Annotated in this window: 25 protein-coding genes and 1 pseudogene; 24 read left to right on the top strand and 2 right to left on the bottom strand. The window is 43.1% G+C overall.

Annotation, left to right across the window (positions count from 1 at the left end; all coding sequences use genetic code 11):
- The first annotated feature begins 34 nt into the window (after positions 1-34).
- A complete protein-coding gene (locus K1I53_RS02900) occupies positions 35-850 on the top strand; it encodes an ABC transporter substrate-binding protein (RefSeq protein ID WP_223328182.1) in 816 nt (271 codons plus the stop codon).
- Positions 851-871: 21 nt separating this feature from the next.
- On the opposite strand, the gene K1I53_RS02895 is transcribed toward K1I53_RS02900, so the two are convergent.
- Positions 872-2,143, bottom strand: coding sequence for an aminotransferase-like domain-containing protein (locus K1I53_RS02895; protein WP_223328180.1), 1,272 nt, complete (start codon positions 2,141-2,143; stop codon positions 872-874).
- A 145-nt stretch (positions 2,144-2,288) separates the two neighbouring features.
- On the opposite strand from K1I53_RS02895, the gene budA reads away from it, so the two are divergent.
- From budA to alaS, 10 genes and pseudogenes are all read left to right on the top strand, one after another.
- The gene (budA, locus tag K1I53_RS02890; protein ID WP_125837541.1) at positions 2,289-3,020 is read left to right on the top strand and encodes an acetolactate decarboxylase; all 732 of its coding nucleotides are present in this window, start codon (positions 2,289-2,291) and stop codon (positions 3,018-3,020) included.
- A gap of 9 nt (positions 3,021-3,029) precedes the next feature.
- On the top strand, positions 3,030-3,785 hold the full coding sequence (locus K1I53_RS02885; RefSeq protein WP_223328179.1) for a YhfC family glutamic-type intramembrane protease: 756 nt from the start codon (positions 3,030-3,032) through the stop codon (positions 3,783-3,785).
- A 111-nt stretch (positions 3,786-3,896) separates the two neighbouring features.
- Positions 3,897-4,802 (top strand): UDP-N-acetylmuramate dehydrogenase, encoded by a 906-nt coding sequence (gene murB / locus K1I53_RS02880; RefSeq protein WP_223328177.1) that lies wholly within the window; start codon positions 3,897-3,899, stop codon positions 4,800-4,802.
- 158 nt (positions 4,803-4,960) lie between these two features.
- The gene (locus K1I53_RS02875) at positions 4,961-6,118 is read left to right on the top strand and encodes an ABC transporter ATP-binding protein (protein ID WP_223328169.1); all 1,158 of its coding nucleotides are present in this window, start codon (positions 4,961-4,963) and stop codon (positions 6,116-6,118) included.
- Entirely contained in the window at positions 6,099-6,905 is an 807-nt protein-coding gene (locus K1I53_RS02870) for an ABC transporter permease (protein WP_000754114.1), read from the top strand. The genes K1I53_RS02875 and K1I53_RS02870 overlap by 20 nt, the downstream gene beginning before the upstream one ends.
- Entirely contained in the window at positions 6,902-7,675 is a 774-nt protein-coding gene (locus tag K1I53_RS02865) for an ABC transporter permease (protein WP_007518333.1), read from the top strand. The genes K1I53_RS02870 and K1I53_RS02865 overlap by 4 nt, the downstream gene beginning before the upstream one ends.
- Positions 7,672-8,742: an ABC transporter substrate-binding protein gene (locus K1I53_RS02860; RefSeq protein WP_223328167.1), complete on the top strand. Its 1,071-nt coding sequence runs from the start codon at positions 7,672-7,674 to the stop codon at positions 8,740-8,742. The genes K1I53_RS02865 and K1I53_RS02860 overlap by 4 nt, the downstream gene beginning before the upstream one ends.
- Before the next feature lie 149 nt (positions 8,743-8,891).
- Positions 8,892-9,132 (top strand): annotated as a pseudogene (locus tag K1I53_RS02855) (hypothetical protein).
- Positions 9,133-9,406: 274 nt separating this feature from the next.
- Positions 9,407-9,892, top strand: a complete 486-nt coding sequence (locus K1I53_RS02850; protein WP_138100540.1) for an LURP-one-related/scramblase family protein — start codon at positions 9,407-9,409, stop codon at positions 9,890-9,892.
- Between the two features lie 21 nt (positions 9,893-9,913).
- Complete coding sequence (gene alaS / locus K1I53_RS02845) at positions 9,914-12,532, top strand: alanine--tRNA ligase (RefSeq protein ID WP_223328165.1); 2,619 nt, start codon at positions 9,914-9,916, stop codon at positions 12,530-12,532.
- An 87-nt stretch (positions 12,533-12,619) separates the two neighbouring features.
- Here the strand turns inward: alaS and K1I53_RS02840 are convergent, their stop codons facing one another.
- Entirely contained in the window at positions 12,620-14,068 is a 1,449-nt protein-coding gene (locus tag K1I53_RS02840; protein ID WP_223328163.1) for an alpha-amylase, read from the bottom strand.
- Between the two features lie 272 nt (positions 14,069-14,340).
- Here K1I53_RS02840 and K1I53_RS02835 point away from each other — a divergent pair, with 272 nt between their 5' ends.
- The 13 genes from K1I53_RS02835 to K1I53_RS02775 all read left to right on the top strand — a co-directional run bounded on the left by K1I53_RS02835 (position 14,341) and on the right by K1I53_RS02775 (position 26,660).
- A complete protein-coding gene (locus tag K1I53_RS02835) occupies positions 14,341-15,504 on the top strand; it encodes a class I SAM-dependent rRNA methyltransferase (protein ID WP_223328161.1) in 1,164 nt (387 codons plus the stop codon).
- Positions 15,501-16,178: a type I 3-dehydroquinate dehydratase gene (gene aroD, locus K1I53_RS02830; RefSeq protein WP_125848753.1), complete on the top strand. Its 678-nt coding sequence runs from the start codon at positions 15,501-15,503 to the stop codon at positions 16,176-16,178. The genes K1I53_RS02835 and aroD overlap by 4 nt, the downstream gene beginning before the upstream one ends.
- A complete protein-coding gene (locus tag K1I53_RS02825) occupies positions 16,168-17,022 on the top strand; it encodes a shikimate dehydrogenase (RefSeq protein WP_223328159.1) in 855 nt (284 codons plus the stop codon). Before aroD ends, K1I53_RS02825 begins: the two co-directional genes overlap by 11 nt.
- 18 nt (positions 17,023-17,040) lie before the next feature.
- Positions 17,041-18,108, top strand: coding sequence for a 3-dehydroquinate synthase (aroB, locus tag K1I53_RS02820; protein WP_223328156.1), 1,068 nt, complete (start codon positions 17,041-17,043; stop codon positions 18,106-18,108).
- 9 nt (positions 18,109-18,117) lie between these two features.
- Positions 18,118-19,284 carry a chorismate synthase gene (gene aroC / locus K1I53_RS02815; protein WP_223328154.1) on the top strand — a complete coding sequence of 389 codons (1,167 nt, stop codon included), beginning with the start codon at positions 18,118-18,120 and terminating at the stop codon, positions 19,282-19,284.
- A gap of 9 nt (positions 19,285-19,293) precedes the next feature.
- A complete protein-coding gene (locus K1I53_RS02810; RefSeq protein ID WP_223328152.1) occupies positions 19,294-20,397 on the top strand; it encodes a prephenate dehydrogenase in 1,104 nt (367 codons plus the stop codon).
- 10 nt (positions 20,398-20,407) lie between these two features.
- On the top strand, positions 20,408-20,746 hold the full coding sequence (locus K1I53_RS02805; protein ID WP_223328144.1) for a YlbF/YmcA family competence regulator: 339 nt from the start codon (positions 20,408-20,410) through the stop codon (positions 20,744-20,746).
- Positions 20,747-20,836: 90 nt separating this feature from the next.
- Entirely contained in the window at positions 20,837-22,120 is a 1,284-nt protein-coding gene (aroA, locus tag K1I53_RS02800) for a 3-phosphoshikimate 1-carboxyvinyltransferase (RefSeq protein WP_223328142.1), read from the top strand.
- A complete protein-coding gene (locus K1I53_RS02795) occupies positions 22,113-22,589 on the top strand; it encodes a shikimate kinase (protein WP_223328140.1) in 477 nt (158 codons plus the stop codon). The genes aroA and K1I53_RS02795 overlap by 8 nt, the downstream gene beginning before the upstream one ends.
- Entirely contained in the window at positions 22,586-23,434 is an 849-nt protein-coding gene (gene pheA / locus K1I53_RS02790; RefSeq protein WP_223328134.1) for a prephenate dehydratase, read from the top strand. The genes K1I53_RS02795 and pheA overlap by 4 nt, the downstream gene beginning before the upstream one ends.
- A complete protein-coding gene (locus K1I53_RS02785; RefSeq protein ID WP_223328133.1) occupies positions 23,431-24,711 on the top strand; it encodes an LCP family protein in 1,281 nt (426 codons plus the stop codon). Before pheA ends, K1I53_RS02785 begins: the two co-directional genes overlap by 4 nt.
- A gap of 147 nt (positions 24,712-24,858) precedes the next feature.
- Positions 24,859-25,695: a LicD family protein gene (locus K1I53_RS02780; RefSeq protein WP_223328131.1), complete on the top strand. Its 837-nt coding sequence runs from the start codon at positions 24,859-24,861 to the stop codon at positions 25,693-25,695.
- Positions 25,692-26,660, top strand: coding sequence for a glycosyltransferase family 2 protein (locus K1I53_RS02775; protein WP_223328130.1), 969 nt, complete (start codon positions 25,692-25,694; stop codon positions 26,658-26,660). The genes K1I53_RS02780 and K1I53_RS02775 overlap by 4 nt, the downstream gene beginning before the upstream one ends.
- The last annotated feature ends 13 nt before the right edge of the window (positions 26,661-26,673 follow it).

The following is a 26,673-nucleotide window of genomic DNA, read 5'->3' as shown; positions in this document are numbered from 1 at the left end:
AATTATTCAGAAATAACAGAAAGGTCGTTTATTTATGAAGTTTAAGAAATGGATATTAGTTGTATGCAGCATGCTTGCCAGCATGGTTTTAGTAGCCTGTCAATCAAGTATGGATAGTTCCCAGTCTGCTGTGGACGCTATCAAACAAAAAGGAAAGCTAGTTGTGGCGACCAGTCCAGACTATGCGCCATTTGAATTCCAATCCTTGGTAGATGGTAAAAATCAAGTGGTTGGTGCAGATATTGATATGGCTCAAGCGATTGCGGATGAACTTGGAGTTAAGCTTGAAATCTCTAGTATGAGTTTTGACAATGTCTTGACCAGTCTTCAAACTGGAAAGGCTGATTTGGCCATTGCAGGAATTAGTGCCACCGATGAGAGAAAGGAAGTCTTTGACTTTTCAATTCCTTACTATGAAAACAAGATGAGTTTCTTGGTTAGAAAAGCAGATTTAGATAAATACAAGGATCTTTCAAACCTAGCAAGTGCTAATATCGCTGCTCAAAAGGGAACTGTTCCAGAAACCATGGTGAAAGAACAATTACCAAATGCTCAACTGACTTCTTTGACCAATATGGGTGAAGCAGTCAATGAATTGCAGGCTGGAAAAGTGGATGCTGTTCATATGGATGAACCAGTGGCTCTTAGTTACGCAGGTAAAAACTCAGACCTTGTCGTTGCGACAGCTACTTTGACGATGAAAGATGGCGAAGCCAATGCCGTTGCCATTAAGAAGAATCAATCAGACTTGAAAGCAGTAGTAGATAAGGTTATCCAAAAACTGAAAGATGAAGGAACTTATCAAACCTATCTAGAAAAAGCAGCGAAACTAACAGAAGTTGAACAATAAAAAAGAAAGCAGAGTTGGACTTTAATCCAATTCTGCTTTTATGTATTGTAATAGTGCTTCTAAATTTTCGAGAGAGACTTTGGCAAACTGATAAGGACAGGCGTCCAAATAAGCCTTCTCAAAAAAGTCTAGTTTGAGTGAGCTGTGTTTCAAACTGGCAATTTTAGGATAGTTTCTCAAATCAAGCAAAAGACCATCGTGTAGAGGGTAGTGGGGCAAGGGACAGGTGTTTTCTTCAAGCACTTTCTTTATCTGAGCCTGATAGTTCTCTTGAAGGGTCAGTCTGGTCAATCGATTTTTTTCAAATAACTGGCTATCGATGTAAAGAGAAAGAGCCTTTTGCATGATGAGATTGCTGTCATAGTCCAGGATATTTTTGTAGGAAACAAAGGCCTCTTTTAGGGCATTTGGGAGAATGAGAGCGGTAATACGAAGGGCTGGAAAGAGACTGGTTGAGAAGGACTTGATATAAATGACCCGATCCTCAGTATCCAGATAGTGGAAGGTTTGGCCCTTTCTAGGATCTAGGTCTCCTAAATAGTCATCCTCTACGATGTAAATACCATACTGGTTTGCTAGATCCAGAATAGCCCTTTTTTCCTGATCAGAATAGGAATGGCCAAGAGGATAGTGGAAGCGAGGAATGGTATAGAAGAACTTGATTTTTCCAGATTTGAACTGTTCTTCTAGTTCGTCAAGGTCAATCCCATCGATTCGGCGTTCAATGGTCTGGTAGGTTAATCCCTGAGCGACCAAGAGGCGATTCATCCGGTGGTAAGTCGGCTGTTCGACCAAAATCTCAGCTCCCTCGCTCGGGAAGTCAATCTGAGAAAGGATAAAGAGAGCTTGCTGGGTGCCAGAAGTTAGAACCAGCTGGTCAGGTTTGCAGTAGAGGGCTTGGTTGAAAAGGAGTTGATGGACAGATTGTCTCAGTTCCTCAAGGCCTTCTTGGTTGTCATAGTAGTTGAAGAGGTAGTTTTCTCTTCCAATCAGTGTTTCATTGACGCAGAGTCTGAAGTCGTCATAAGCACTAGCATGCTCGTCAGTGACTTCAATTTCCAAGTCTTGGTGCTGTCCTTGCTCCAGAACATAGTAGCCACTTTGGGGTTTGGCATAGAGGTATTGTTCATGGCGTAATTCCAGTAGGGCTCGTTGGATAGTGTCCTTGCTACAGTGGAAGTCTTGGCTCAGTTGACGGATAGAGGGAAGTCTGCTACCAGTTGGGAATTTTCCTGATTCGATACCTTTTTTGAGAAAGGAAACGACTGCTTGGTACTTGCTTTTCTTCGTCATTCCAGACCTCCTTTGATTTTGTTACATTGTACCTTTTTTTTGTCTACTTGGCAATGGGAAAAGCATTTCTCCCTTTCACATCTAGGAGCAAATATGGTATACTTAGAAAGTATGATGATTCATTGAAAAGAAGATAAGAAAGAGAATGGATAGAAAAGTGCAGGAACCGGTAAAATTATTTCAATACAATACTCTTGGTGCCCTTATGGCTGGTCTCTATGGCGGAACCATGACAGTGGGAGAATTGCTGGAGCATGGCGACCTTGGTTTGGGAACGTTGGATTCGATTGACGGGGAGTTGATTGTCCTTGATGGCAAGGCTTATCAAGCCAAAGGGTCAGGGGAGCAACCTGAAATTGTAGAAGTCGCACCTGATGCCCTTATCCCATATGCAGCAGTGGTCCCCCATCAGGCAGAAGTGATTTTCCGCCAGCGTTTTGAGATGACGGACAAGGAATTAGAAAAGCGGATTGAGTCCTACTATGATGGGGAGAATCTCTTTCGCTCTATCAAGATTCATGGGGAATTCGCCCACATGCATGTACGGATGATTCCCAAGTCAACAACAGACACCAAGTTTGCTGATGTGGCAACTCACCAACCTGAGTATAGCCGTGAAAATGTATCGGGGACCATTGTTGGATTTTGGACACCAGAGATTTTCCATGGGGTCAGTGTTGCAGGCTACCATCTGCATTTTATCTCAGACGATTTGACCTTTGGTGGGCATGTGATGGACTTTGTTATCAAAGAAGGAATGATCGAGGTTGGAGCAGTCGATCAGTTGGACCAACGTTTTCCAGTCCAAGATCGCCAGTATTTATTTGCCAAATTTAACGTTGACGAGATGAAGAAAGACATTGACAAGTCAGAATAGGAGAAAAAGATGACACTACATATTATCTTAACCATGATTGCTTTGGTTTTAGTCCTAGTAGGTGGGACTTGGTATGCCAAAAAACGGTTTCAGATCTCTCTTGCAGTGATGGGCTTGGGGGCAATCGCATTTTTCGTTTCTTCTCAAGTGTTAGAGAAGATGGTTCATTTTATAGTCCTTCAACCGCAAAAAGACGGAACGATTTCGCTCATGAATGAGCAACCTTTCCTATATGTTCTTTACGCGATTACCATGGCTGCCCTTTTTGAGGAAACTGCCCGTCTTGTCTTTTTTAAATGGTTGGAGAAAAAGAGAAGTCTAGAAGAGAAAGACGCTTTGGCTTACGGCTTGGGACATGGAGGTTTAGAGTTGCTCTATCTTGGGATGGGAAGCTTAATCAGTTTGTTGATCCTCTTTTCACTCATCCAGTCTTCAAATACTGATGTAGCCAATCTCCTTCCAAAGGCTACCCTCGAAACGGTTCAGTCTCTATCGATATGGCAGGTTTATTTATTAGGAGTTGAGCGTGTGCTTGCCCTAGTTCTACAAATTGGTCTTTCCATATGGGTTTACCAAAGTGTTAGCCAAAAGAAATGGATCTATCTCTTTGCTGCCTATGGTTTGCATGCCTTGTTTGATTTGGCTCCAGCTTTATCTCAAGTGGGATGGATTGCAAATCCACTTCTAGTGGAGGTCATTCTTCTTTTAGAAGTACTAGCCTTTATCTGGCTAACAAAATCTACATTTTGGAAAAAATCATCATAAAAAGAGGGGTGACCTCTTTTTTTATGCAATGCTTTGACACCAAGAATTTTCCTGTCGTCAAAAGCCCTTAAAAATGGTATAATGAAATCACTCTATAAAAGGATGAGAGATATGACATTCGTAACTAAAATACAAGAACAATTAGAAGGAATCGATATTCGTTTCAAGGAACCCTTGAAGACCTATACCTATACTAAGGTTGGAGGTCGAGCGGATTACCTAGTTTTGCCACGCAATCGCTATGAGATGGCGCGTGTTGTTCAATTTGCCAATCAAGAGAATATTCCTTGGATGGTGCTAGGAAATGCCAGCAATATCATCGTTCGTGAAGGTGGAATCCGTGGTTTTGTCATCTTGTGTGATAAGCTTAATAACGTTTCGGTTGATGGATATACCATTGAAGCGGAAGCAGGAGCGAACTTGATTGAAACGACACGTATTGCCCTTCGTCATAGTTTGACTGGTTTTGAGTTTGCTTGTGGGATTCCTGGAAGCATCGGTGGAGCTGTCTTTATGAATGCAGGTGCCTATGGAGGTGAGATTGCTCATATCTTGCAGTCTTGTCAAATTTTGACCAAGGAAGGGGAAATCGAGACCTTATCTGCCAAGGATTTGGCTTTTGGTTACCGCCATTCAGCTATTCAGGATTCTGGGGCTGTTGTTTTGTCAGCTAAATTTGCTCTATCTCCAGGGAATCATCAGGTTATCAAGCAAGAAATGGACCGCTTGACGCACCTACGTGAACTCAAACAACCTCTAGAATACCCATCTTGTGGTTCAGTCTTTAAGCGTCCAGTCGGGCATTTTGCAGGACAGTTGATCTCAGAGGCTGGTTTGAAAGGCTATCGTATCGGTGGTGTTGAAGTATCTGAAAAGCACGCTGGTTTCATGATCAATGTTGCTGACGGTACGGCCAAAGACTACGAGGACTTGATCCAATCTGTTATTGAAAAGGTAAAGGAACATTCAGGTGTCACCCTTGAGAGAGAAGTTCGAATTTTGGGTGAGAAGGAGTAAGGTTTCGCCAGAATAGCTGCTGCTATGTCAATGGAAAGGGGGTGAAAGCCTATCGGTAGCGAAGATGTATGCAGGTGGTTTTACTCCCTGCAAGAGGTAGTAGCGGCCTGACAGAGCCCTGATCTGTTAATTTATGAAAAAGAAGGAATTTATGCCAATTGAAAAAACCAATTATCGAATTCAAAAACGTCTCTAAAGTTTTTGAAGACAGCAACACCAAGGTTCTCAAAGACATTAACTTTGAGTTGGAAGAAGGAAAGTTTTACACTCTTTTAGGCGCATCTGGTTCAGGAAAATCAACCATTCTGAACATCATTGCAGGTTTGCTGGATGCGACGACAGGAGATATTTTGCTGGATGGGGTACGGATCAACGACATTCCAACCAACAAGCGAGACGTCCATACGGTTTTCCAATCCTATGCCTTGTTTCCACATATGAATGTGTTTGAAAATGTTGCCTTTCCGCTTCGCTTGCGTAAAATCGACAAGAAAGAAACTGAACAACGCGTAGCGGAAGTTCTCAAGATGGTTCAGTTGGAAGGTTATGAAAAACGTTCCATCCGCAAACTCTCTGGAGGACAACGTCAGCGTGTAGCCATTGCCCGTGCCATTATCAACCAACCCCGTTTGGTTTTGTTGGACGAGCCCTTGTCAGCGCTGGACTTGAAATTGCGAACAGACATGCAGTACGAACTGCGTGAATTGCAACAACGATTGGGGATTACCTTTGTCTTTGTCACTCACGATCAGGAAGAAGCTCTCGCCATGAGTGACTGGATTTTTGTTATGAACGATGGCGAGATTGTCCAGTCAGGAACGCCTGTGGATATCTACGATGAACCGATTAACCACTTTGTTGCCACCTTTATCGGTGAATCCAACATCTTGCCAGGAACCATGATTGAGGACTACTTGGTTGAGTTTAACGGCAAACGCTTTGAAGCGGTCGATGGGGGGATGAAGCCAAATGAACCTGTTGAGGTTGTTATTCGTCCAGAGGACTTGCGCATTACCCTTCCTGAAGAAGGCAAGCTCCAAGTTAAGGTCGATACCCAGCTTTTCCGTGGGGTGCATTATGAAATTATCGCCTATGACGAGCTTGGAAATGAATGGATGATCCACTCAACTCGTAAGGCCATCGTTGGTGAGGAAATCGGTCTGGACTTTGAACCAGAAGACATCCACATCATGCGTCTCAACGAAACCGAAGAAGAGTTCGATGCTCGTATCGAAGAATACGTAGAAATCGAAGAGCAAGAAGCAGGTCTGATTAACGCGATCGAGGAGGAAAGAGATGAAGAAAACAACCTCTAAACTCTTTGTAGTGCCCTACATGCTTTGGATAGCCCTCTTTGTCCTCGCACCCTTGGTCTTGATTTTCGGTCAATCCTTTTTCAACATTGAAGGGCAGTTTAGTTTAGAAAACTATAAATCCTACTTTGCATCACAAAACTTGACCTATCTCAAAATGAGTTTCAACTCTGTACTCTATGCGGGGATTGTGACCCTAGTGACGCTTCTCATCAGCTATCCAACAGCCCTCTTTTTGACCCGTCTCAAGCACCGTCAACTCTGGCTCATGTTGATTATCCTACCAACCTGGATCAACCTACTCCTTAAGGCCTATGCCTTTATTGGGATTTTTGGTCAAAATGGCTCTATTAACCAATTCTTAGAATTTATCGGAATCGGTTCGCAACAGTTGCTCTTTACGGATTTCTCTTTTATCTTTGTCGCTAGCTACATCGAGCTTCCCTTTATGATTTTGCCGATTTTCAATGTCTTGGATGATATGGATAACAATCTCATCAATGCCAGTTATGACCTCGGTGCGACCAAGTGGGAGACCTTCCGCCATGTCATCTTCCCTCTATCAATGAATGGAGTGAGAAGTGGGGTTCAGTCTGTCTTTATCCCGAGTTTGAGTCTCTTCATGCTGACACGTTTGATTGGTGGGAACCGTGTTATCACGCTGGGAACGGCCATTGAACAGAACTTCCTGACCAATGACAACTACGGTATGGGTTCAACCATCGGTGTAATCCTCATCCTGACCATGTTCATCACCATGTGGGTGACCAAGGAAAGGAGAGAACGATGAAAAAATTTGCAAATCTCTACCTAGCCTTTGTCTTTATCATCCTTTATTTGCCAATTTTTTACTTGATTGGCTATGCCTTTAATGCAGGGGATGATATGAACAGCTTTACTGGTTTTAGCTTGAGCCATTTTAAAACCATGTTTGGTGATGGCCGTCTCATGTTGATCCTCACCCAGACCTTCTTCTTGGCCTTTCTAGCTGCCTTGATTGCGACCATTATAGGGACTTTTGGTGCTATCTATATCTACCAGTCTCGTAAGAAATACCAAGAAGCCTTTCTATCACTCAATAATATCCTGATGGTTGCGCCTGACGTTATGATTGGTGCCAGTTTCTTGATTCTCTTTACCCAGCTTAAGTTTTCACTTGGCTTTTTGACGGTCCTATCTAGTCACGTGGCCTTTTCCATCCCTATCGTGGTCTTGATGGTCTTGCCTCGTCTCAAGGAGATGAATGATGACATGATTCATGCGGCTTATGACCTTGGTGCCAGTCAGTTTCAGATGTTTAAGGAAATCATGCTTCCTTACCTGACACCGTCTATCATTGCAGGTTATTTCATGGCCTTCACCTATTCGCTAGATGACTTTGCCGTGACCTTCTTTGTCACAGGGAATGGCTTTTCGACTCTCTCGGTTGAGATCTACTCTCGTGCTCGTAAGGGAATTTCGCTAGAAATCAATGCCCTGTCTGCCCTTGTCTTTCTCTTTAGTATTATCCTAGTTGTTGGCTATTACTTTATCTCACGTGAGAAGGAGGAGCAAGCATGAAAAGACTCTATTCATTTTTAGCAGGAATTGTAGCGATTATCCTTGTCTTATGGGGGATTGCGACGCATCTAGACAGTAAAATCAATAGCCGAGACAGTCAGAAATTGGTTATCTACAACTGGGGGGACTATATCGATCCAGAACTCTTGGAGAAATTCACAGAAGAAACAGGAATCCAAGTCCAGTACGAGACCTTTGATTCCAACGAAGCCATGTATACCAAGATCAAGCAAGGGGGAACAACCTACGATATTGCCATCCCGAGTGAATACATGATCAACAAGATGAAGGATGAGGACCTCTTGGTTCCACTCGATTATTCAAAAATTGAAGGAATCGAAAATATCGGACCTGAGTTCCTCAACCAGTCTTTTGACCCAGGTAATAAATTCTCCATTCCTTATTTCTGGGGAACCTTGGGAATTGTCTACAACGAAACCATGGTAGATGAGGCGCCTGAGCATTGGGATGACCTCTGGAAACCAGAGTATAAGGATTCCATCATGCTCTTTGATGGAGCGCGTGAGGTGCTGGGACTCGGGCTTAACTCGCTGGGCTACAGTCTCAACTCAAAGGATCCTCAGCAGTTGGAAGAGACAGTAGATAAGCTTTATAAGCTTACTCCAAATATTAAGGCTATCGTTGCTGACGAGATGAAGGGTTACATGATTCAGAACAATGCTGCTATCGGCGTGACCTTCTCTGGGGAAGCCAGCCAGATGTTGGAGAAAAATCCTAACCTCAAGTATGTTGTTCCGACTGAGGCCAGCAATCTCTGGTTTGATAACATGGTCATTCCAAAAACCGTGAAAAACCAAGATGCAGCCTATGCCTTTATCAACTTTATGTTGAAACCCGAAAATGCTCTGAAAAATGCTGAGTATGTCGGCTATGCAACACCAAATAACACAGCCAAGGAACTGCTCCCAGAGGAGACCAAGGAAGACAAGGCCTTCTATCCAGACGCTGATACCATGAAAAACCTAGAAGTTTATGAGAAGTTTGACCATAAATGGACAGGAAAATATAGTGACCTCTTCCTACAGTTTAAAATGTATCGGAAGTAGGAGTTAGCAGACACGAAACGAATCAGTCAAGCTGGTTCGTTTTGTTATATAGAAGGCAATTTTTGTAACTGTATCTTTATATATTCTAGTTGCTTATTTGCTTGCCTAGTAGTATACTAAGCTTAACCTTACAGAAAGCGGTAACAAAGATGAAAATGTCTACTTTTTTCAAAAAAAGTTTCTGGCCAACCTTTTTGATTGTTCACCAAACAATTATACTATTGAATTTAAAGGATGGCTTGGATCGACAATATCTTACAACAGATTCCATACATTGGGTGATAGGGACTTTTATATTTGCTAATATTCTAGTGGCCGCGTTTAGTAATATGAAAATTTGGGGTAAGGAAAAGTAAAAGCAGTAATAAAAAATATACTCTGAAAAAGTAATCAGAGATGTAGGGAATGGGGCTCCTTAAATGGGAATGATTCCCAGTTGACGCAAACTAAAAAAAACGATATAATAATAAAGTTGAGAATTGATTTTCAGTCATCTTAGTCCAGAGAAATGGCGGTGCTGCGAGCCATCTAAGGTAGGAAGTCATGCTACTCAATCACACAATTGCATAAGAATAAGAGAATGACAAGTTCATTGAATGAAGGTGGTACCGCGGTTTTTCGCCCTTCGTGATGTGAGCTTGTCTTTTGATTTTTGGAGGTGTTTATGAAGACATTTCTCGTGAAACAAAAGTTTCGTCTTGGAGGCGAACGCTTTGATATCAAGGATGATAGAGGAGTAGTGAACTATCAGGTGGAGGGATCTTTTTTCCAAATTCCTAAGACCTTTACCATCTATGACGCCTATGGTGAGCAAGTCAGTGAAATCAGCAAAGAATTTTTCACCTTGCTTCCTCGCTTTAACATTCAGCTACGGGACGGGTCAAATTTCGTCATTCGTAAGAAGTTGACCTTCTGGCGAGATAAGTATGAGTTTGATGATCTAGGGCTTCGTATCGAGGGCAATATCTGGGATTTGAATTTCAAATTGCTAGATGATCGTGATCAGCTTGTCGCCGAGATTCGGAAAGAGATTTTCCATCTGACCTCAACCTACACCGTAACCGTCTATGAAGATTCTTATGCAGACCTGGTCATTTCCCTCTGTGTCGCGATTGACTACGTGGAGATGCTGGAAAGCCAATCAAATTAAACAAGTAAATAAGGAGATATTATGAAACAACTATCTAGTGCTCAAGTTCGCCAAATGTGGCTTGATTTCTGGGCAAGCAAAGGCCACTCTGTAGAACCATCAGTCAGCTTGGTTCCAGTAAATGACCCAACTCTTTTGTGGATCAACTCTGGGGTAGCAACCCTTAAGAAATACTTTGACGGGACCATTATCCCTGAAAATCCACGTATTACCAATGCGCAAAAAGCCATCCGTACTAACGATATTGAAAACGTAGGGAAGACTGCCCGTCACCATACTATGTTTGAAATGTTGGGGAACTTCTCTATTGGGGATTACTTCCGTGACGAAGCCATCACTTGGGCTTATGAACTCTTGACAAGCCCTGAGTGGTTTGACTTCCCAGCTGAAAAACTCTACATGACCTACTATCCAGATGATAAAGATTCTTACAACCGCTGGATTGAAGTAGGAGTGGACCCAAGCCACTTGATTCCAATCGAGGATAATTTCTGGGAAATTGGTGCGGGACCTTCTGGACCTGATACTGAGATTTTCTTTGACCGTGGAGAAGCATTTGACCCAGAAAATATTGGCATTCGTCTCCTTGCAGAAGATATCGAAAACGACCGTTACATCGAAATTTGGAATATCGTTTTGTCACAATTTAACGCAGATCCTGCTGTTCCTCGTAGCGAGTACAAGGAATTGCCACATAAGAATATTGATACGGGCGCTGGTTTGGAGCGTTTGGTGGCCGTTATCCAAGGTGCTAAGACAAACTTTGAAACGGACCTCTTCATGCCAATCATTCGTGAAGTTGAGAAATTGTCTGGTAAGGTTTACGACCAAGACGGCGACAACATGAGCTTCAAGGTCATCGCAGACCACATTCGTTCCCTTTCATTCGCTATCGGTGATGGTGCCCTACCTGGAAACGAAGGTCGTGGTTATGTCCTTCGTCGTCTCCTCCGTCGTGCCTCTATGCACGGTCAAAAATTGGGCATCAACGAGCCTTTCCTTTACAAACTCGTTCCAACTGTTGGAAAAATCATGGAAAGCTACTACCCAGAAGTGCTTGAAAAACGTGACTTTATCGAGAAAATCGTGAAGAGCGAGGAAGAGTCATTTGCTCGTACCCTTCATTCAGGTCAACACTTTGCAGAAACCATTGTAGCTGATTTGAAAGCGAAAGGTCAAAACGTTATCGCTGGTCAAGATGTCTTCAAACTCTATGATACATACGGATTCCCAGTAGAATTGACAGAAGAAATCGCTGAAGAAGCGGGTATGACTGTTGACCGTGAAGGCTTCGAAGCAGCCATGAAAGAACAGCAAGAACGTGCGCGTGCGTCAGCTGTTAAAGGTGGCTCAATGGGTATGCAAAACGAAACCCTTCAAAACATCACAGTGGAAAGTGTCTTTAACTACAATGCCAGTCAATTGTCTTCTAAGTTGGTGGCTATCGTAGCGGATAATGCTGAAGTAGAAGCTGTATCTGAAGGAACTGCCTCTCTTATCTTTGCAGAGACTCCATTCTACGCTGAAATGGGTGGACAAGTAGCTGACCACGGTCAAATCTTGGATGCTGCAGGAAACGTCGTGGCTACTGTGACAGATGTTCAAAAAGCACCAAACGGACAAGCTCTTCACACTGTTGAAGTTCTTGCACCACTTGCTTTGAACCAAGAATACACTTTGGCAATTGATTCAAATCGTCGTCATCGTGTCATGAAAAACCACACAGCCACTCACTTGCTCCATGCGGCCCTTCACAATATCCTTGGCCACCATGCGACACAAGCAGGATCTCTGAACGAAGTAGAATTCCTTCGCTTTGACTTCACGCATTTCCAAGCAGTAACTGCTGAAGAATTGCGCGCTATTGAACAGCAAGTCAACGAAAAAATCTGGGAAGCTCTTGAAGTTAAGACTGTTGAAACAGATATTGACACTGCCAAGGAAATGGGGGCTATGGCTCTTTTTGGTGAGAAATACGGTAAAGAAGTTCGTGTTGTTACTATTGGTGACTACTCTATCGAGCTTTGTGGTGGTACCCACGTTGGCAACACTTCTGAAATTGGTCTCTTCAAGATTGTCAAAGAAGAAGGAATCGGATCAGGAACTCGCCGTATCTTGGCAGTGACTGGTAAGGAAGCATTTGAAGCCTACCGTGAACAAGAAGACGCTCTGAAAGCAGTAGCAGCAACCTTGAAAGCACCGCAACTTAAGGAAGTACCTCATAAGGTTGAAGGGCTTCAAGAGCAACTCCGTCAACTTCAAAAAGAAAATGCTGAGTTGAAAGAAAAAGCTGCAGCCGCAGCTGCTGGCGATGTCTTCAAGGATGCGAAGGAAGTCAACGGTTACCGTTACATTGCAAGCCAAGTTTCTGTATCAGACGCAGGTGCCCTTCGTACCTTTGCGGATAACTGGAAACAAAAAGACTACTCTGATGTGCTTGTCCTAGTTGCAGCTATCGGTGACAAGGTGAACCTTCTTGTAGCTAGCAAGACAAAAGACATCCACGCAGGTAATTTGGTAAAAGAATTGGCTCCAATCGTCGATGGACGTGGTGGTGGTAAACCAGACATGGCCATGGCAGGAGGAAGCAATCAAGCGAAAATCCAAGAACTCTTGGATGCAGTAGCAGGTAAATTGTAATCAAGCAAAGATCTATCCATTTGGGTAGGTCTTTTTGTGCATACAAAAAAGCCAAATCCGGTTGGATTTGACTTGTAACTGATAGGTTTATTTTGTTGCCCAGACACTGACTGAACCCGCTGCTACTGGAAATTCTCCATAACCTTCAGCATTGATCGTAACTTGTGCTGGATGATTTTCAAGGAGATCAACAAAAGTCTGCTCAGCCCATTCTTGGCCGACAAACATAGATTTGCTGTTTTTTTGGTCATTTGAGATTAGGACTGCGATTGGGGATTGATTTTCAGCACCTGAACGTACCCAACCGATACAGTTAGCATCGTCAAAGTAGTCTGTTTGCTCTCCATAGGCCAAATCTTTTCGGATGGCTAGGAGGCAGTCAAGAACTTCTTTGAAATCTTGTTGGGCGTATTTTCCTGAGATACCGTAGTAGTCTCCGTAAAAAACACATGGAAGTCCATCTTGACGTAACAGAATGAGGGCATAGGCAGCTGGCTTGAACCATTCTTCAACAGTAGACTCAAGGGCTTGACCTCGTTGGGTATCATGGTTGTCGACAAAGGTTACAGCCTTATCGGGTTTTAGTTCAACCAAGCTATCTGTGAAAATGTCACGAAGGTCGTAGTTTGCTCCAGCTTGACTGGCTTCAAAGAGGTTTTGGTGGAGGCGAACATCGACAAGGTCAAAACGTTCTTCTGTTTTCTCGAGATAGTCTAGATTGGCTTCCTTATCTGGATTCCAAAATTCAGCAAAAACATAGAAATCCTCGCCGTATTTCTCCTTCATATCACGGATGAAATTGCCCATAAAGAAGGAGTCGATGTGCTTAACGGCATCCAAGCGGAAACCAGCTACACCAGTCGTTTCCATAAACCAGTCAGCCCAGTCATAGATGTTTTGGATGACTTCAGGATGCTTAAAGTCTAGGTCGGCATACATGAGGTAGTCGTAGTTACCGTTTTCGTTATCGACCAATTCTTCGTTTGCCCAGCCCTTGTTGTCCCCTTGGATCAGGTAAATACCAGATTTACGACGCTTAGCATCGTAGTCTGTACCAGTAAAATGGTACCAGTGCCAGTGGAAGTCATTGTAGGTATTTTGCCGACCATCGAAGGTAAAGTGAGTCCAGCCATTGATAGTAAAGGGCTCGCTTAGTTGAACGGTACGATCCTCAGGGTCCACTTCAATAACCTGAAAGGCTTCCATATGATCTGCTGCAGCCTTGTGATTGAGCACCACATCGGCCATAGGTTGGATTCCATGCTCCTTGAGAGTCTGAATCGTTTGAAGATAGTCTTCTTTAAACCCATACTTGGTGCGGACAGTCCCTTTTTGGTTAAATTCACCTAGGTCAAAAAGATCGTAAACGCCATATCCTACGTCTTTTTCGTTGGTTGCCTTGAAGGCAGGTGGCATCCAGACATGGCTGATACCAAGGTTTGCTAGGTGTTCTGCGTCATCTGCCAATCGCGTCCAGTGTTGTCCGTCGTGGGGCAGATACCACTCAAAGTATTGCATAAGTGTCTGATTTTGCATTGTTTTTCCTCTTGCTTACCAATGTTGTGTTTTATTCTACCATAAAGTTTAGAACTAGGCAAACGTTTGCGCAATATTCTATACTCATTTCTGAAATTGTCTATTTTTAGCGCGTGGAAACTCTCCTTCCATCACAAGGGAAAGGATGTTTTGGTGAAAAAGTAAATGGAATAAACTTATTTGAACAAAAATGACACTCAGTAAACTAAAGTACAAATGGTTAAACGGTTTCTTTTTTGAGAATTGTCACAAAATTTGCTATAATAGTAACTATGAATAGAATTAGAGTCAGCAGACGTGTTGAAAAAAAGCTAGCTAAGGGTCTAGTTCTTTTGGAAGCGAGTGATTTAAGAGATATTGAACTGACGGATCAGGCAGTAGAAGTTCTTAGTCAAGATGGGAAGTTTTTAGGGAGTGCCTATCTTTCTCAGCAGAACAAGGGCATTGGTTGGTTCATCAGCAAGGAAAAGGTTCTTTTCAATCAAACCTTTTTTGAAATTCTGTTTCGTAAGGCCAAGGAAGCTAGAAAACCTTATTATCAGGATGACTGGACCACTGCCTTTCGCCTTTTTAACCAAGAAGGGGATGGTTTTGGTGGTCTGACTATCGATCTCTACGGAGATTATGCTGTCTTTTCGTGGTACAACTCGTTTGTTTACCAGATTCGTAAGCTGATAGTAAAGGCTTTTAAGGAAGTTTTTCCTGAGGTCTTGGGGGCTTACGAAAAGATTCGTTTTAAAGGTCTAGACTACGAGTCTGCCCATATTTATGGTGAGGAAGCGCCAGACTATTTTACTGTTCTTGAGAATGGCGTGCTCTATCAAGTCTTTATGAATGATGGCTTGATGACAGGTATTTTCCTAGACCAACATGAGGTTCGTGGGAGTCTGGTTGACGATCTAGCCATGGGCAAATCCTTGCTCAATATGTTTTCCTATACGGCTGCCTTTTCTGTTGCTGCAGCTATGGGAGGTGCGAGTGAGACGACTTCTGTCGACTTGGCCAAACGGTCTAGAGAGCTGTCAGAAGCCCATTTTCATGCAAATGGACTCAGCACAGAAAACCATCGTTTTATCGTTATGGATGTCTTTGAATATTTCAAGTATGCCAAGCGAAAAGGTCTGACCTACGATGTGATTGTCCTGGATCCGCCGAGCTTTGCTCGCAATAAAAAACAAACATTTTCTGTGGCTAAGGACTATCACAAGCTGATTTCCCAGAGTCTAGAAATTTTAAATCCGGGAGGCATTATCATTGCCAGTACCAATGCTGCCAATGTTTCCCGCCAGAAATTTACAGAACAAATTGATAAAGGTTTTGCAGGAAGAAGGTATCAAGTCTTGAATAAATACGGACTTCCAGCAGACTTTGCCTATAATAAAAAAGATGAAAGCAGTAATTACCTCAAGGTGATTAGTATGAAGGTTAGTAGATGAAATTAATCGTTTCAGTGATGCCAAGAAGTTTAGAAGAAGCGCAAGAGCTGGATGCCACACGGTATGAAGATGCCGATATCATTGAGTGGCGTGCGGACTTTCTTGCCAAGGACGCTATTTTACAGGTAGCACCCGCTATCTTTGAGAAATTCGCAGGACGTGAACTTGTCTTTACCCTTCGGACTCGCACAGAGGGAGGAGAAATCGAACTGTCTTCTGAAGAGTATGTTCAAATCATCAAGGAAGTTACCCAGCTCTATCAACCGGATTATGTAGATTTTGAGTACTTCAGCTACAAGGACGTTTTTGAGGAGATGTTGGATTTTCCAAATCTCGTATTGAGCTATCATAATTTCCAGGAGACACCTGAAAACATGATGGAAATCCTGTCGGAGTTGACCAGTCTCTCTCCAAAAGTGGTCAAAGTATCTGTTATGGCCCATACGGAGCAAGATGTTTTAGACTTGATGAACTACACACGAGGATTTAAAACACTCAACCCTGAGCAAGAGTACGTGACCATTTCCATGGGGAAAATGGGCAAAGTATCTCGTATCACTTCAGATGTGACGGGTTCAAGTTGGTCATTTGCGAGTCTTGATGAAGCGAGTGCTCCAGGTCAGATTTCTCTATCAAACATGAAGAAAATCAGGGAGATTTTGGATGAAGCTTGATGGCTCTACACGCATGGCGGCTGTCGTTGCAAATCCCATCAAACACTCTATCTCCCCTTTCATCCACAATAGTGCCTTTGAGGCGACAGCGACAAATGGTGTCTATGTGGCTTGGGAAATTGAAGCGGGTGACTTGGCAGAAACAGTCGCCAATATTCGGCGTTACCAGATGTTTGGAATCAACCTGTCTATGCCTTACAAGGAGCAAGTGATTCCTTATCTGGATGAGTTGAGTGATGAAGCTCGTTTGATTGGGGCGGTCAACACAGTTGTCAATCAAGACGGAACGTTAATTGGATATAATACAGATGGCAAGGGATTCTTTAAGAGCTTGCCTTCTTTTACAATTTCAGGTAAAACAATGACCATTTTGGGTGCAGGTGGTGCGGCCAAATCAATCTTGGCTCAAGCTATTTTGGACGGCGTCAGTCAAATTTCTGTCTTTGTGCGTTCAGCTTCTATGGAAAAAACAAGACCTTATCTAAACAAGTTGCAGGAGCAAACAGGATTTAAAGTGGACTTGTATGCTTTAGAAGATCTTTCTGAAATGCAAGAAAGGATTGCCAACTCGGATCTGCTCGTCAATGCGACCAGTGTAGGGATGGATGGCAAATCATCCCCAGTTCCTGAAAGCATAGTCTTACCAGAAACTCTCTTGGTGGCCGATGTCATTTACCAACCCTTTGAAACGCCATTTTTGAAATGGGCTAAAAGTCAGGGCAATCCAGCCGTCAATGGTCTGGGAATGTTGCTCTATCAAGCTGCTGAAGCTTTTCAATTGTGGACAGGTAAAGAAATGCCGACAGACGAGATTTGGCAGTCCTTAACAGAAAAATATAAATAGTGAAAAGGAGACCCCACTATGAAAATCAGAATCGATATTCCGCATCATCCTTATGATATTCAGATTGAAAAAGGTTGTCTGGCTCAGGCTGGTCAATGGTTGAAAGAACTCTGGCAACCTCAAAAAGTGGTTATTGTAACCGACAACCATGTAGCTTCTCTCTATGCAGAGAAGGTTAAACTCAGCCTAGAAGATGCTGGTTTTCAGGTAGCTGTTTTTGACTTTTTAGAAGGCGAAGAACGAAAGAATTTAACCACTGTTCAGAAAGTCTATGAATTTTTAGTCAAGCAAGGTCTGACTCGTAGCGATGGAATCGTGGCTCTTGGTGGTGGTGTCGTTGGGGACTTGGCTGGTTTCGTAGCCTCCACCTATATGCGGGGCATTCACTTTGTTCAGATTCCGACTAGTTTGACTGCCCAGGTTGATTCTTCTATCGGTGGTAAGACGGGTGTTAATACTCCATTTGCTAAAAATATGGTGGGTACCTTTGCCCAACCTGATGGGGTTCTGATTGATCCGCTTGTACTTGAAACACTCGGAAAAAGAGAGCTGATTGAAGGAATGGGTGAGGTTATCAAGTACGGCTTGATTGAGGATCCAGAACTATGGGCTCTCTTAACGGAGCTAGATGGTTCTGTAGAGAGCATTTTGGAACATGCGGAGACTTTGATTGAACATTCTTGTCAGGTGAAGCGCAAGATGGTGGTTGAGGATGAGTTAGACAATGGTGTTCGCCTCTACCTCAACTTTGGACACACTATTGGTCATGCCATCGAAGCGACTGCTGGTTATGGCAAGGTCATGCATGGAGAAGCTGTGGCCATGGGAATGGTACAGATTGCTAGGGTTGCTGAGGAAAAAGGCCTCATGCCAGCTGGCATAACTCAGTCCATTATAAAGATGTGTCAGAAATTTGGACTTCCTGTTGACTATGAAAACTGGGATGTTGACAAACTTTATCAAGCTTTGACTCATGATAAAAAAGCGCGTGGAAATACCTTGAAATTGGTCTTGGTGCCAGAGCTTGGTTCGGCGAGCATTCACCCTGTTTCCTTAGAAGAGATGAAAGACTACTTGGTAAAATAAGGAGAGCCTATGAGATATTTAACTGCGGGAGAATCACACGGACCCCGTCTGACAGCTATCATTGAAGGAATTCCTGCTGGACTTCCTTTGATAGCAGAGGACATCAATGAGGATTTGAAACGTCGTCAGGGTGGCTACGGTCGTGGTGGTCGTATGAAGATTGAGAGTGACCAGGTTGTCTTTACTTCGGGCGTTCGCCACGGGAAGACAACAGGGGCTCCTATTACCATGGATGTCATCAATAAGGACCACCAAAAATGGCTGGATATCATGTCTGCAGAAGACATCGAAGACCGCCTTAAAAGCAAACGAAAAATCACCCATCCTCGTCCAGGACATGCCGACTTGGTTGGGGGTATCAAGTACCGTTTTGATGATTTACGAAATTCCTTGGAACGTTCATCAGCTCGTGAAACTACCATGCGAGTAGCAGTGGGAGCAGTAGCCAAACGTCTCTTAGCTGAGCTGGATATAGAGATTGCCAACCATGTCGTGGTCTTTGGTGGCAAGGAAATCGATGTACCTGAAAATCTGACAGTCGCTGAGATTAAGCAAAGAGCTGACCAGTCTGAAGTTTCTATTGTCAACCAAGAACGGGAACAGGAAATCAAGGACTATATTGACCAAATCAAACGTGACGGTGATACCATCGGTGGAGTTGTGGAGACAGTCGTTGGAGGCGTTCCAGTTGGCCTTGGATCCTATGTTCAATGGGACAGAAAATTGGATGCGCGATTGGCCCAAGCAGTTGTCTCTATCAATGCCTTTAAAGGGGTGGAATTTGGTCTCGGCTTTGAAGCTGGTTACCGAAAAGGCAGCCAAGTTATGGATGAAATTCTCTGGTCTAAAGAAGACGGCTATACTCGCCGTACCAATAATCTAGGTGGTTTTGAAGGTGGTATGACTAATGGTCAGCCCATCGTTATCCGTGGTGTCATGAAACCCATTCCCACACTCTACAAACCTCTCATGAGTGTGGATATCGAAACCCACGAACCTTACAAGGCAACTGTGGAGAGAAGTGATCCGACCGCTCTTCCAGCAGCAGGTGTAGTCATGGAAGCTGTTGTAGCAACGGTTCTGGCACAAGAAATTCTTGAAAAATTCTCATCGGACAACCTAGAGGAATTAAAAGAAGCAGTAGCCAAACATCGAGACTATACAAAGAACTATTAAGGAGTCCTTATGGCAAAAACCATCTATATCGCAGGTCTCGGTTTGATTGGTGCTTCGATGGCCCTAGGTATCAAGCGTGATCATCCGGATTATGAAATTTTGGGTTATAATCGCAGTCAGGCTTCGAGAGATATTGCCTTGGAGCGGGGGATGATAGACCGTGCGACGGATGATTTTGCCAGTTTCGCTCCCCTAGCAGATGTCATCATCCTGACCTTGCCAATCAAACAGACCATTGCTTTTATTAAGGAGCTGGCGAACTTAGATTTGAAGGAAGGTGTCATTATCTCGGATGCGGGCTCAACCAAGTCAGCCATTGTGGAAGCAGCTGAGCAGTATTTGGCTGGCAAGCCTGTCCGCTTTGTCGGTGCTCATCCCATGGCTGGTAGCCACAAGACAGGGGCTGCTTCTGCGGATGTCAATCTCTTTGAAAATGCCTACTATATCTTCACACCTTCAAGCCTAACAGGTCCTGACACACTTGAGGAAATGAAGGATCTGCTTTCAGGCCTTCATGCTCGTTTTATCGAGATTGATGCCAAGGAGCATGATCGGGTGACTTCTCAGATTAGCCATTTTCCTCATATTCTGGCTTCCAGTCTCATGGAGCAGACAGCAGTTTATGCTAAGGAACATGAGCTGGCAAGGCGCTTTGCAGCGGGTGGTTTTCGAGATATGACTCGCATTGCGGAAAGCGAGCCAGGTATGTGGACTTCCATTCTCTTGTCCAATCGTGAGACTATTCTAGATCGAATTGCGGATTTCAAGGAGCGCCTAGATGAGGTTGGACAAGCCATCAGCAAGGGAGATGAAGAGCAAATCTGGAACTTTTTCAACCAAGCGCGTGCGCAACGTCAGGCCATGGAAATCCATAAGCGTGGTGGTGTGGATAGCTCTTACGACCTCTATGTCGACGTTCCTGATGAAGAAGATGTCATCCTGCGGATTTTGGAATTGCTACGTGGTACTTCCTTGGTCAACATCCATATTAACGAGGAAAACCGTGAGGATATTCACGGGATTTTACAAATTTCCTTTAAAAATGCTCAGGATTTGGAACGAGCTGAACGCTTAATTACAGAGAATACAGACTATACAGTCGTCATCAAATAAGGAGAAAATCATGTCAAATATTTACGATAGTGCAAATGAACTCAGTCGTGGATTACGCGAATTACCAGAATACAAGGCGGTTAAGGCAGTAAAAGATGCCATCCAAGCTGATGAACAAGCTAGCAAGATTTTTGCAAACTACCTTGCTTTCCAACAAGAAATCCAAGTCATGGCGCAAACGGGACAAATGCCAGACGCCTCTTTCCAAGAAAAGATGCAGTCTTTCAGTAAGCAAATCCAAGAGAACGCCCTTTTGTCAGATTTCTTTGCCAAACAGCAACAATTATCTATTTACCTTTCAGACATTGAAAAAATTGTCTTTGAACCTGTTTCAGAATTGTTGAAATAGTATTTTATCTGTATAAAAGCCAGAAATTTCAGGAATTTCTGGCTTTTTTGTGATAAAATAAGAAAAAGTATTGCAAGTATGAGGTCAACTATGAAACTAAAAACAAACATTCGCCACTTACATGGCAGTATCCGGGTTCCAGGTGACAAGTCTATCAGCCACCGTTCGATTATTTTTGGAAGTTTGGCTGAGGGAGAAACTAAAGTTTATGATATTCTGCGTGGAGAGGATGTACTTTCAACCATGCAGGTTTTTCGTGACCTTGGTGTTGAAATTGAGGACAAAGATGGGGTTATTACCATTCAAGGTGTTGGAATGGATGGCTTAAAAGCGCCGCAAAATGCCTTGGATATGGGGAATTCCGGCACCTCGATTCGCCTGATTTCAGGTGTCCTTGCTGGCGCAGACTTTGAAGTAGAGATGTTTGGAGATGATAGTCTTTCTAAACGTCCTATGGATCGTGTGACGATTCCATTGAAAAAAATGGGCGTCAGCATTTCAGGGCAAACCGAGCGAGACCTACCTCCTCTTCGCCTAAAAGGGACGAAAAAACTTACACCTATTCACTATGAGTTGCCAATCGCCTCTGCTCAGGTTAAGTCTGCCTTGATGTTTGCAGCCTTACAGGCTCAGGGTCAGTCCGTTATTATCGAGAAAGAATGCACTCGTAACCACACCGAAGATATGCTACAGCAATTTGGTGGTCAATTAAGTGTGGACGGAAAGAAAATCACAGTCCAAGGGCCGCAAAAACTGACTGGACAAAAGGTAGTTGTCCCAGGAGATATCTCCAGTGCAGCCTTTTGGTTGGTCGCAGGTTTGATTGTTCCAAACTCCCGTGTGGTGCTGCAGAATGTGGGCATCAATGAAACGCGTACAGGTATTATTGATGTCATTCGTGCCATGGGTGGAAAACTAGAAATAACTGATATCGATCCAGTCGCAAAATCTGCAACCCTAACTGTCGAGTCCTCTGACTTGAAAGGAACAGAGATTGGTGGAGCCTTGATTCCCCGCTTGATTGATGAATTGCCTATTATTGCCCTTCTAGCGACACAAGCGCAAGGTGTAACGATCATTAAGGATGCTGAAGAACTTAAGGTTAAGGAAACCGACCGCATTCAGGTGGTTGCAGATGCCTTAAATAGCATGGGGGCGGATATCACTCACACAGCAGACGGGATGATTATCAAAGGGAAATCAAGACTTCATGGCGCTAGAGTCAATACGTTTGGTGACCACCGAATTGGAATGATGACAGCTATTGCAGCCCTCTTGGTTGCTGATGGAGAAGTGGAACTTGACCGTGCTGAAGCCATCAATACCAGCTATCCTAGCTTCTTTGATGATTTGGAGAGCTTGATTCATGGCTAAGGTATTACTCGGATTTATGGGGGCGGGCAAGTCGACAATCGCTAGAGGATTGGACCCATACTACATCGATATGGATGCCTTAATCGAGGAACGTTTGGGCATGTCCATTGCGGATTTCTTCGCTGAAAAAGGAGAAGTGGCCTTTCGTCAAGTAGAGTCAGAAGTCCTATCTGACTTACTACAAAAAGATAAAGTTGTGTCAACTGGAGGAGGAGTTGTCATTTCTCAGAGAAATCGTGACTTGCTCAAAACCAATCCTGATAACATCTACCTAAAAGCAGATTTTGAAACCCTCTACCAACGTATCGCAGCTGATAAGGACAATCAGCGCCCGCTGTTTCTAAATAATAGTAAGGAAGATCTAGCAGCTATTTTCCATGAAAGACAAGCTTGGTATGAGGAAGTAGCCAGTCAAGTTCTGGATGTGACCAAGTTAAGCCCAGAGGAAATTATAGAGGAACTGAGATGAAAATTGCCTATCTAGGTCCCAAGGGATCTTTTTCGCATCATGTTGTGCAGACAGCGTTTCCCAAAGAGGAATTGCAGGCTTTTGCCAATATCACAGATGTCATCAAGGCCTATGAACAGGGCTTGGTAGATTATTCAGTGGTGCCGGTTGAAAACTCCATTGAGGGGAGTGTGCATGAAAGCTTGGACTATCTGTTTCATCAGGCGGATATTCAGGCTGTTGCAGAAATCGTACAACCCATTCATCAGCAGCTGATGGTAGTTCCTGGTCAGTCAGAAATTGAGAAAATCTTTTCTCATCCTCAGGCTCTAGCTCAGGGAAAGAAATTCATAGAGGCGCATTATCCAGAAGCCCAGCTTGAAGTGACGGCAAGCACAGCCTATGCAGCCCGCTTTATTGCTGAACATCCAGACCAACCTTTTGCGGCTATTGCCCCTAGAAACTCCGCTGCAGAGTATGGTTTGGAATTGATAGCAGAAGATATCCAAGAAATGGAAGCCAATTTCACTCGTTTTTGGGTTTTAGGATCCGAGATTCCCACTATCCCTTTGCAATCGCAAACTGAAAAAATGAGTTTGGCCTTAACCTTACCGGACAATCTTCCCGGTGCCCTCTATAAGGCTCTTTCAACCTTTGCTTGGCGAGGTATTGACCTAACCAAGATAGAAAGTCGCCCTTTGAAAACAGCCTTGGGAGAATATTTTTTCATTATCGATGTAGACTATAGTGACAAAGAGCTGGTTCATTTTGCCAGACAAGAACTAGAAGCAATTGGAATCCAGTACAAGATACTGGGAACATACCCTATTTTCACCATAAGAGACCTAGGAAAGGAGAGCCTATGAGCAAAGAAAGCCCTTTAAGTCATCATGAGCAGTTACGCTATGATTACCTTTTTAAGAATATTCATTACCTAAATGACAGAGAAAAGAGAGAATTTGACTATCTGAAAAGAAAAATGGACGGTGGATTTCCCTCTAATGAAGGTGAAAGGGAAAAAAATTTAGGGAAGGACATTGGGATTCCACAGTATTCCAATCAAAGTCGCTCGAATAGACATCAGAAATTTCCCTCTCTTCCAAAAGTGAAAAAGAAGAAACCAAGAAAATTTTTCAAACGACTTCTAATTTGGCTTTTACTGTTGATAACCTGTGTGGCTGCGGGCATGATTATTATGTTCCTTCGAGGTTTCCAGTCGGCAACTACTAGCAATAAGCCAGCTGATGCAAAAGCAGCTCAAGTAGAGGTCTTTAATGGTCAGGATACCAAAGATGGTGTGAATATCCTAGTCATGGGGACAGATGGCCGCATTGGTCAAAATAGTGCAGAAACTCGCACAGACACGATTATGGTGTTGAATGTTAGTGGTTCGGATAAGAAGATCAAGCTAGTCAGCTTCATGCGTGACAACCTAGTCTATATTGATGGCTACAGTCAGATTGTGAATGGCAAGAAACAAACGGATAATAAACTCAATGTTGCCTATGAACTTGGGGAACAAGAAGGGCAAAAAGGGGCAGAAATGGTCCGCAAGGTTCTAAAAGATAACTTTGATTTGGACATTAAGTACTATGCTCTAGTGGATTTTCAGGCCTTCGCAACTGCTATTGATACGCTATTTCCTGATGGAGTGACTATAGACGCTAAGTTTTCAACGTTAAATGGCCAGCCTCTAACAGAAGCTACAGTTGGAGATGACCTTCATGCAACAGAAACGGAATCACCAACTCAAACTATTAAAGTTGGGAAACAGCAGATGAATGGCTCAACCTTGCTTAACTATGCCCGTTTCCGTGACGATGATGAAGGAGACTATGGTCGTACCAAACGTCAGCAGCAAGTCATGTCAGCTGTTCTTGAGCAAATCAAGGATCCAACCAAGCTCTTTACCGGTTTAGAAGCACTTGGAAAAGTATTTGGAATGACTTCTACCAACCTACCATATACATTCTTACTGACCAATGGCTTATCAGTTATCGAAGGTGCACAGAATGGTATCGAAAGACTCACAGTGCCAGAACTGGGCGATTGGGTAGATGCTTATGATGTCTACGGAGGACAAGGTCTACTTGTCGACCAGAACAAATACCGGACTAAACTCGCCCAAATGGGAATGAGATAAGAGATAGATAAATAAAAATCAAAGCTTCATTCACCAGTAAAAATGGTGGATTGGGCTTTGATTTTTTACGGTATCTGATGGATTTTTAAGGCTTTTTTATGGTATAATAAAACGATATAACTCGTTATTGGACAGAAGAGGAGAGACATGAGTGATTTGAAAGCGATTCAGGCTCGTAGTCTGGAAATGGCTGAATATTTCGTCGCATTTTGTAAAGAACATAATTTGTTGTGCTATCTCTGTGGTGGAGGAGCGATTGGTGCCCTTCGCAACAAGGGCTTCATTCCTTGGGATGATGACCTAGATTTTTTCATGCCTCGCAAGGACTATGAAAAGTTAGCCGAACTATGGCCTCGTTATGCAGATAAGCGTTATTTCTTGTCAAAGAGTCACAAGGATTTTGTAGACCGTAACCTTTTTATTACCATTCGTGATAAGGAAACGACCTGTATCAAGCCTTATCAGCAGGATTTGGATTTGCCCCACGGTTTGGCTTTGGACGTTTTACCTTTGGATTATTATCCGAAAAATCCAGCTGAGCGTAAGAAACAAGTTCGCTGGGCCTTGATTTATTCCCTTTTCTGTGCCCAAACTGTCCCAAAAAAGCATGGTGCAGTCATGAAATGGGGGAGTCGCATTTTACTCGGTTTGACGCCAAAATCTCTACGTTATCGCATTTGGAAAAAAGCTGAAAAAGAAATGACCAAGTATAGTCTGACTGAGAGCGATGGAATTACGGAATTATGCTCAGGTCCTGGCTACATGAGAAACAAATACCCGATCGCATCTTTTGAAGATAATCTTTTCTTGCCATTTGAAGGAACTGAGATGCCCATTCCAGTCGGTTATGATGTCTATCTCAGCACTGCTTTTGGGGACTATATGACACCGCCACCAGCAGACAAGCAAGTACCGCATCATGATGCTATTATAGCAGACATGGACAAGAGCTACACAGAGTACAAGGGAGAATATGGAGCATGATGGGAGAAAAAATAAGCGTTATCGTTCCAGTCTACAATGTAGAAGCCTATCTGGAGCGATGTGTGGAGTCGATTCTTCAACAGACTTATGCCCATTTTGAGTTAATCCTAATCAACGATGGTTCTACTGATTCTAGTGGACAGATCTGTGATCACTTAGCATCTCAGTATGAGAATATCAAGGTTTATCATATCGAAAATGCTGGTGTTTCAAATGCTAGAAATATGGGAATTCAGCTAGCGACGGGTTCTTGGGTTACCTTTATTGATAGCGATGATTTCGTTACACAGGATTACCTAGCTACTTTAGTAAGTGCAGTTGAAGGGGTGAATGTAGGCTTTGTAATTGCTCCTCTACACCATATCAAAAATGGCATTGTGACAGATTTACCTCCACATTCTGGAAAAACAGAACTCTGGTCAACAGAAGAAACCATGAAGGAACTACTGATGACTACCAGAACGTCATTTTTTCCAGTTGCAAAACTGTTTAAGAGAGACCTGCTTGCGGATGAAAAGTTTAATACAAATTATCACCTAGCTGAAGATGCCTTATTTTTAACTGAATTGCTACTAAAGACAAGATGCAGTTGCGTATTTATTGACAAACCTGTTTATTATTATGATCATCGTGAGGGAAGTGCAACAACATCTGTTAACCAGCATGTATTTGACACGATAGAAGTTTATAAGCAAATAATTGCTCAAGTTTCACAAGTCTTTCCTAATTTAAAATATGAATTAAAAAATAGAGAATGTTGGTCGTACATCACAGTTTACGATAAAATTATCTTTACTTCATCTGAAGAGTACCAAAAGGAGAAAGCTGAGTTGAGGACTTGGATTGTTCGGCATCGACGCGAAATATGGAAGGATGCTTATTTCACTACTTTTCGCAAGGTAGCGATCCTTTCACTTGTCATTTCTCCATGGCTATATAAGAAAATTGTTGGATTAAAAAACTAATATCATGAGAAGG

This window comes from Streptococcus oralis (assembly GCF_019929365.1).
GTDB lineage: Bacteria > Bacillota > Bacilli > Lactobacillales > Streptococcaceae > Streptococcus > Streptococcus oralis_BT.
The sequence above is the reverse complement of the archived record's forward strand: the minus strand, read 5'-3'. Positions and strand labels throughout refer to the sequence as shown.

What these genes read in the sequence shown, in the direction of transcription:
- K1I53_RS02810 (WP_223328152.1), top strand. Translation starts at nt 19,294, where the DNA reads ATGGCAAAAACCATCTATATCGCAGGTCTCGGTTTGATTGGTGCTTCG.
- aroB (WP_223328156.1), top strand. Translation starts at nt 17,041, where the DNA reads ATGAAAATCAGAATCGATATTCCGCATCATCCTTATGATATTCAGATT.
- K1I53_RS02795 (WP_223328140.1), top strand. Translation starts at nt 22,113, where the DNA reads ATGGCTAAGGTATTACTCGGATTTATGGGGGCGGGCAAGTCGACAATC.
- K1I53_RS02900 (WP_223328182.1), top strand. Translation starts at nt 35, where the DNA reads ATGAAGTTTAAGAAATGGATATTAGTTGTATGCAGCATGCTTGCCAGC.
- K1I53_RS02885 (WP_223328179.1), top strand. Translation starts at nt 3,030, where the DNA reads ATGACACTACATATTATCTTAACCATGATTGCTTTGGTTTTAGTCCTA.
- aroA (WP_223328142.1), top strand. Translation starts at nt 20,837, where the DNA reads ATGAAACTAAAAACAAACATTCGCCACTTACATGGCAGTATCCGGGTT.
- K1I53_RS02775 (WP_223328130.1), top strand. Translation starts at nt 25,692, where the DNA reads ATGATGGGAGAAAAAATAAGCGTTATCGTTCCAGTCTACAATGTAGAA.
- K1I53_RS02835 (WP_223328161.1), top strand. Translation starts at nt 14,341, where the DNA reads ATGAATAGAATTAGAGTCAGCAGACGTGTTGAAAAAAAGCTAGCTAAG.
- murB (WP_223328177.1), top strand. Translation starts at nt 3,897, where the DNA reads ATGACATTCGTAACTAAAATACAAGAACAATTAGAAGGAATCGATATT.
- K1I53_RS02825 (WP_223328159.1), top strand. Translation starts at nt 16,168, where the DNA reads ATGAAGCTTGATGGCTCTACACGCATGGCGGCTGTCGTTGCAAATCCC.
- alaS (WP_223328165.1), top strand. Translation starts at nt 9,914, where the DNA reads ATGAAACAACTATCTAGTGCTCAAGTTCGCCAAATGTGGCTTGATTTC.
- K1I53_RS02860 (WP_223328167.1), top strand. Translation starts at nt 7,672, where the DNA reads ATGAAAAGACTCTATTCATTTTTAGCAGGAATTGTAGCGATTATCCTT.
- K1I53_RS02840 (WP_223328163.1), bottom strand. Translation starts at nt 14,068, where the DNA reads ATGCAAAATCAGACACTTATGCAATACTTTGAGTGGTATCTGCCCCAC.
- K1I53_RS02780 (WP_223328131.1), top strand. Translation starts at nt 24,859, where the DNA reads ATGAGTGATTTGAAAGCGATTCAGGCTCGTAGTCTGGAAATGGCTGAA.
- K1I53_RS02870 (WP_000754114.1), top strand. Translation starts at nt 6,099, where the DNA reads ATGAAGAAAACAACCTCTAAACTCTTTGTAGTGCCCTACATGCTTTGG.
- K1I53_RS02895 (WP_223328180.1), bottom strand. Translation starts at nt 2,143, where the DNA reads ATGACGAAGAAAAGCAAGTACCAAGCAGTCGTTTCCTTTCTCAAAAAA.
- aroD (WP_125848753.1), top strand. Translation starts at nt 15,501, where the DNA reads ATGAAATTAATCGTTTCAGTGATGCCAAGAAGTTTAGAAGAAGCGCAA.
- budA (WP_125837541.1), top strand. Translation starts at nt 2,289, where the DNA reads ATGGATAGAAAAGTGCAGGAACCGGTAAAATTATTTCAATACAATACT.
- aroC (WP_223328154.1), top strand. Translation starts at nt 18,118, where the DNA reads ATGAGATATTTAACTGCGGGAGAATCACACGGACCCCGTCTGACAGCT.
- K1I53_RS02850 (WP_138100540.1), top strand. Translation starts at nt 9,407, where the DNA reads ATGAAGACATTTCTCGTGAAACAAAAGTTTCGTCTTGGAGGCGAACGC.
- K1I53_RS02805 (WP_223328144.1), top strand. Translation starts at nt 20,408, where the DNA reads ATGTCAAATATTTACGATAGTGCAAATGAACTCAGTCGTGGATTACGC.
- K1I53_RS02865 (WP_007518333.1), top strand. Translation starts at nt 6,902, where the DNA reads ATGAAAAAATTTGCAAATCTCTACCTAGCCTTTGTCTTTATCATCCTT.
- pheA (WP_223328134.1), top strand. Translation starts at nt 22,586, where the DNA reads ATGAAAATTGCCTATCTAGGTCCCAAGGGATCTTTTTCGCATCATGTT.
- K1I53_RS02785 (WP_223328133.1), top strand. Translation starts at nt 23,431, where the DNA reads ATGAGCAAAGAAAGCCCTTTAAGTCATCATGAGCAGTTACGCTATGAT.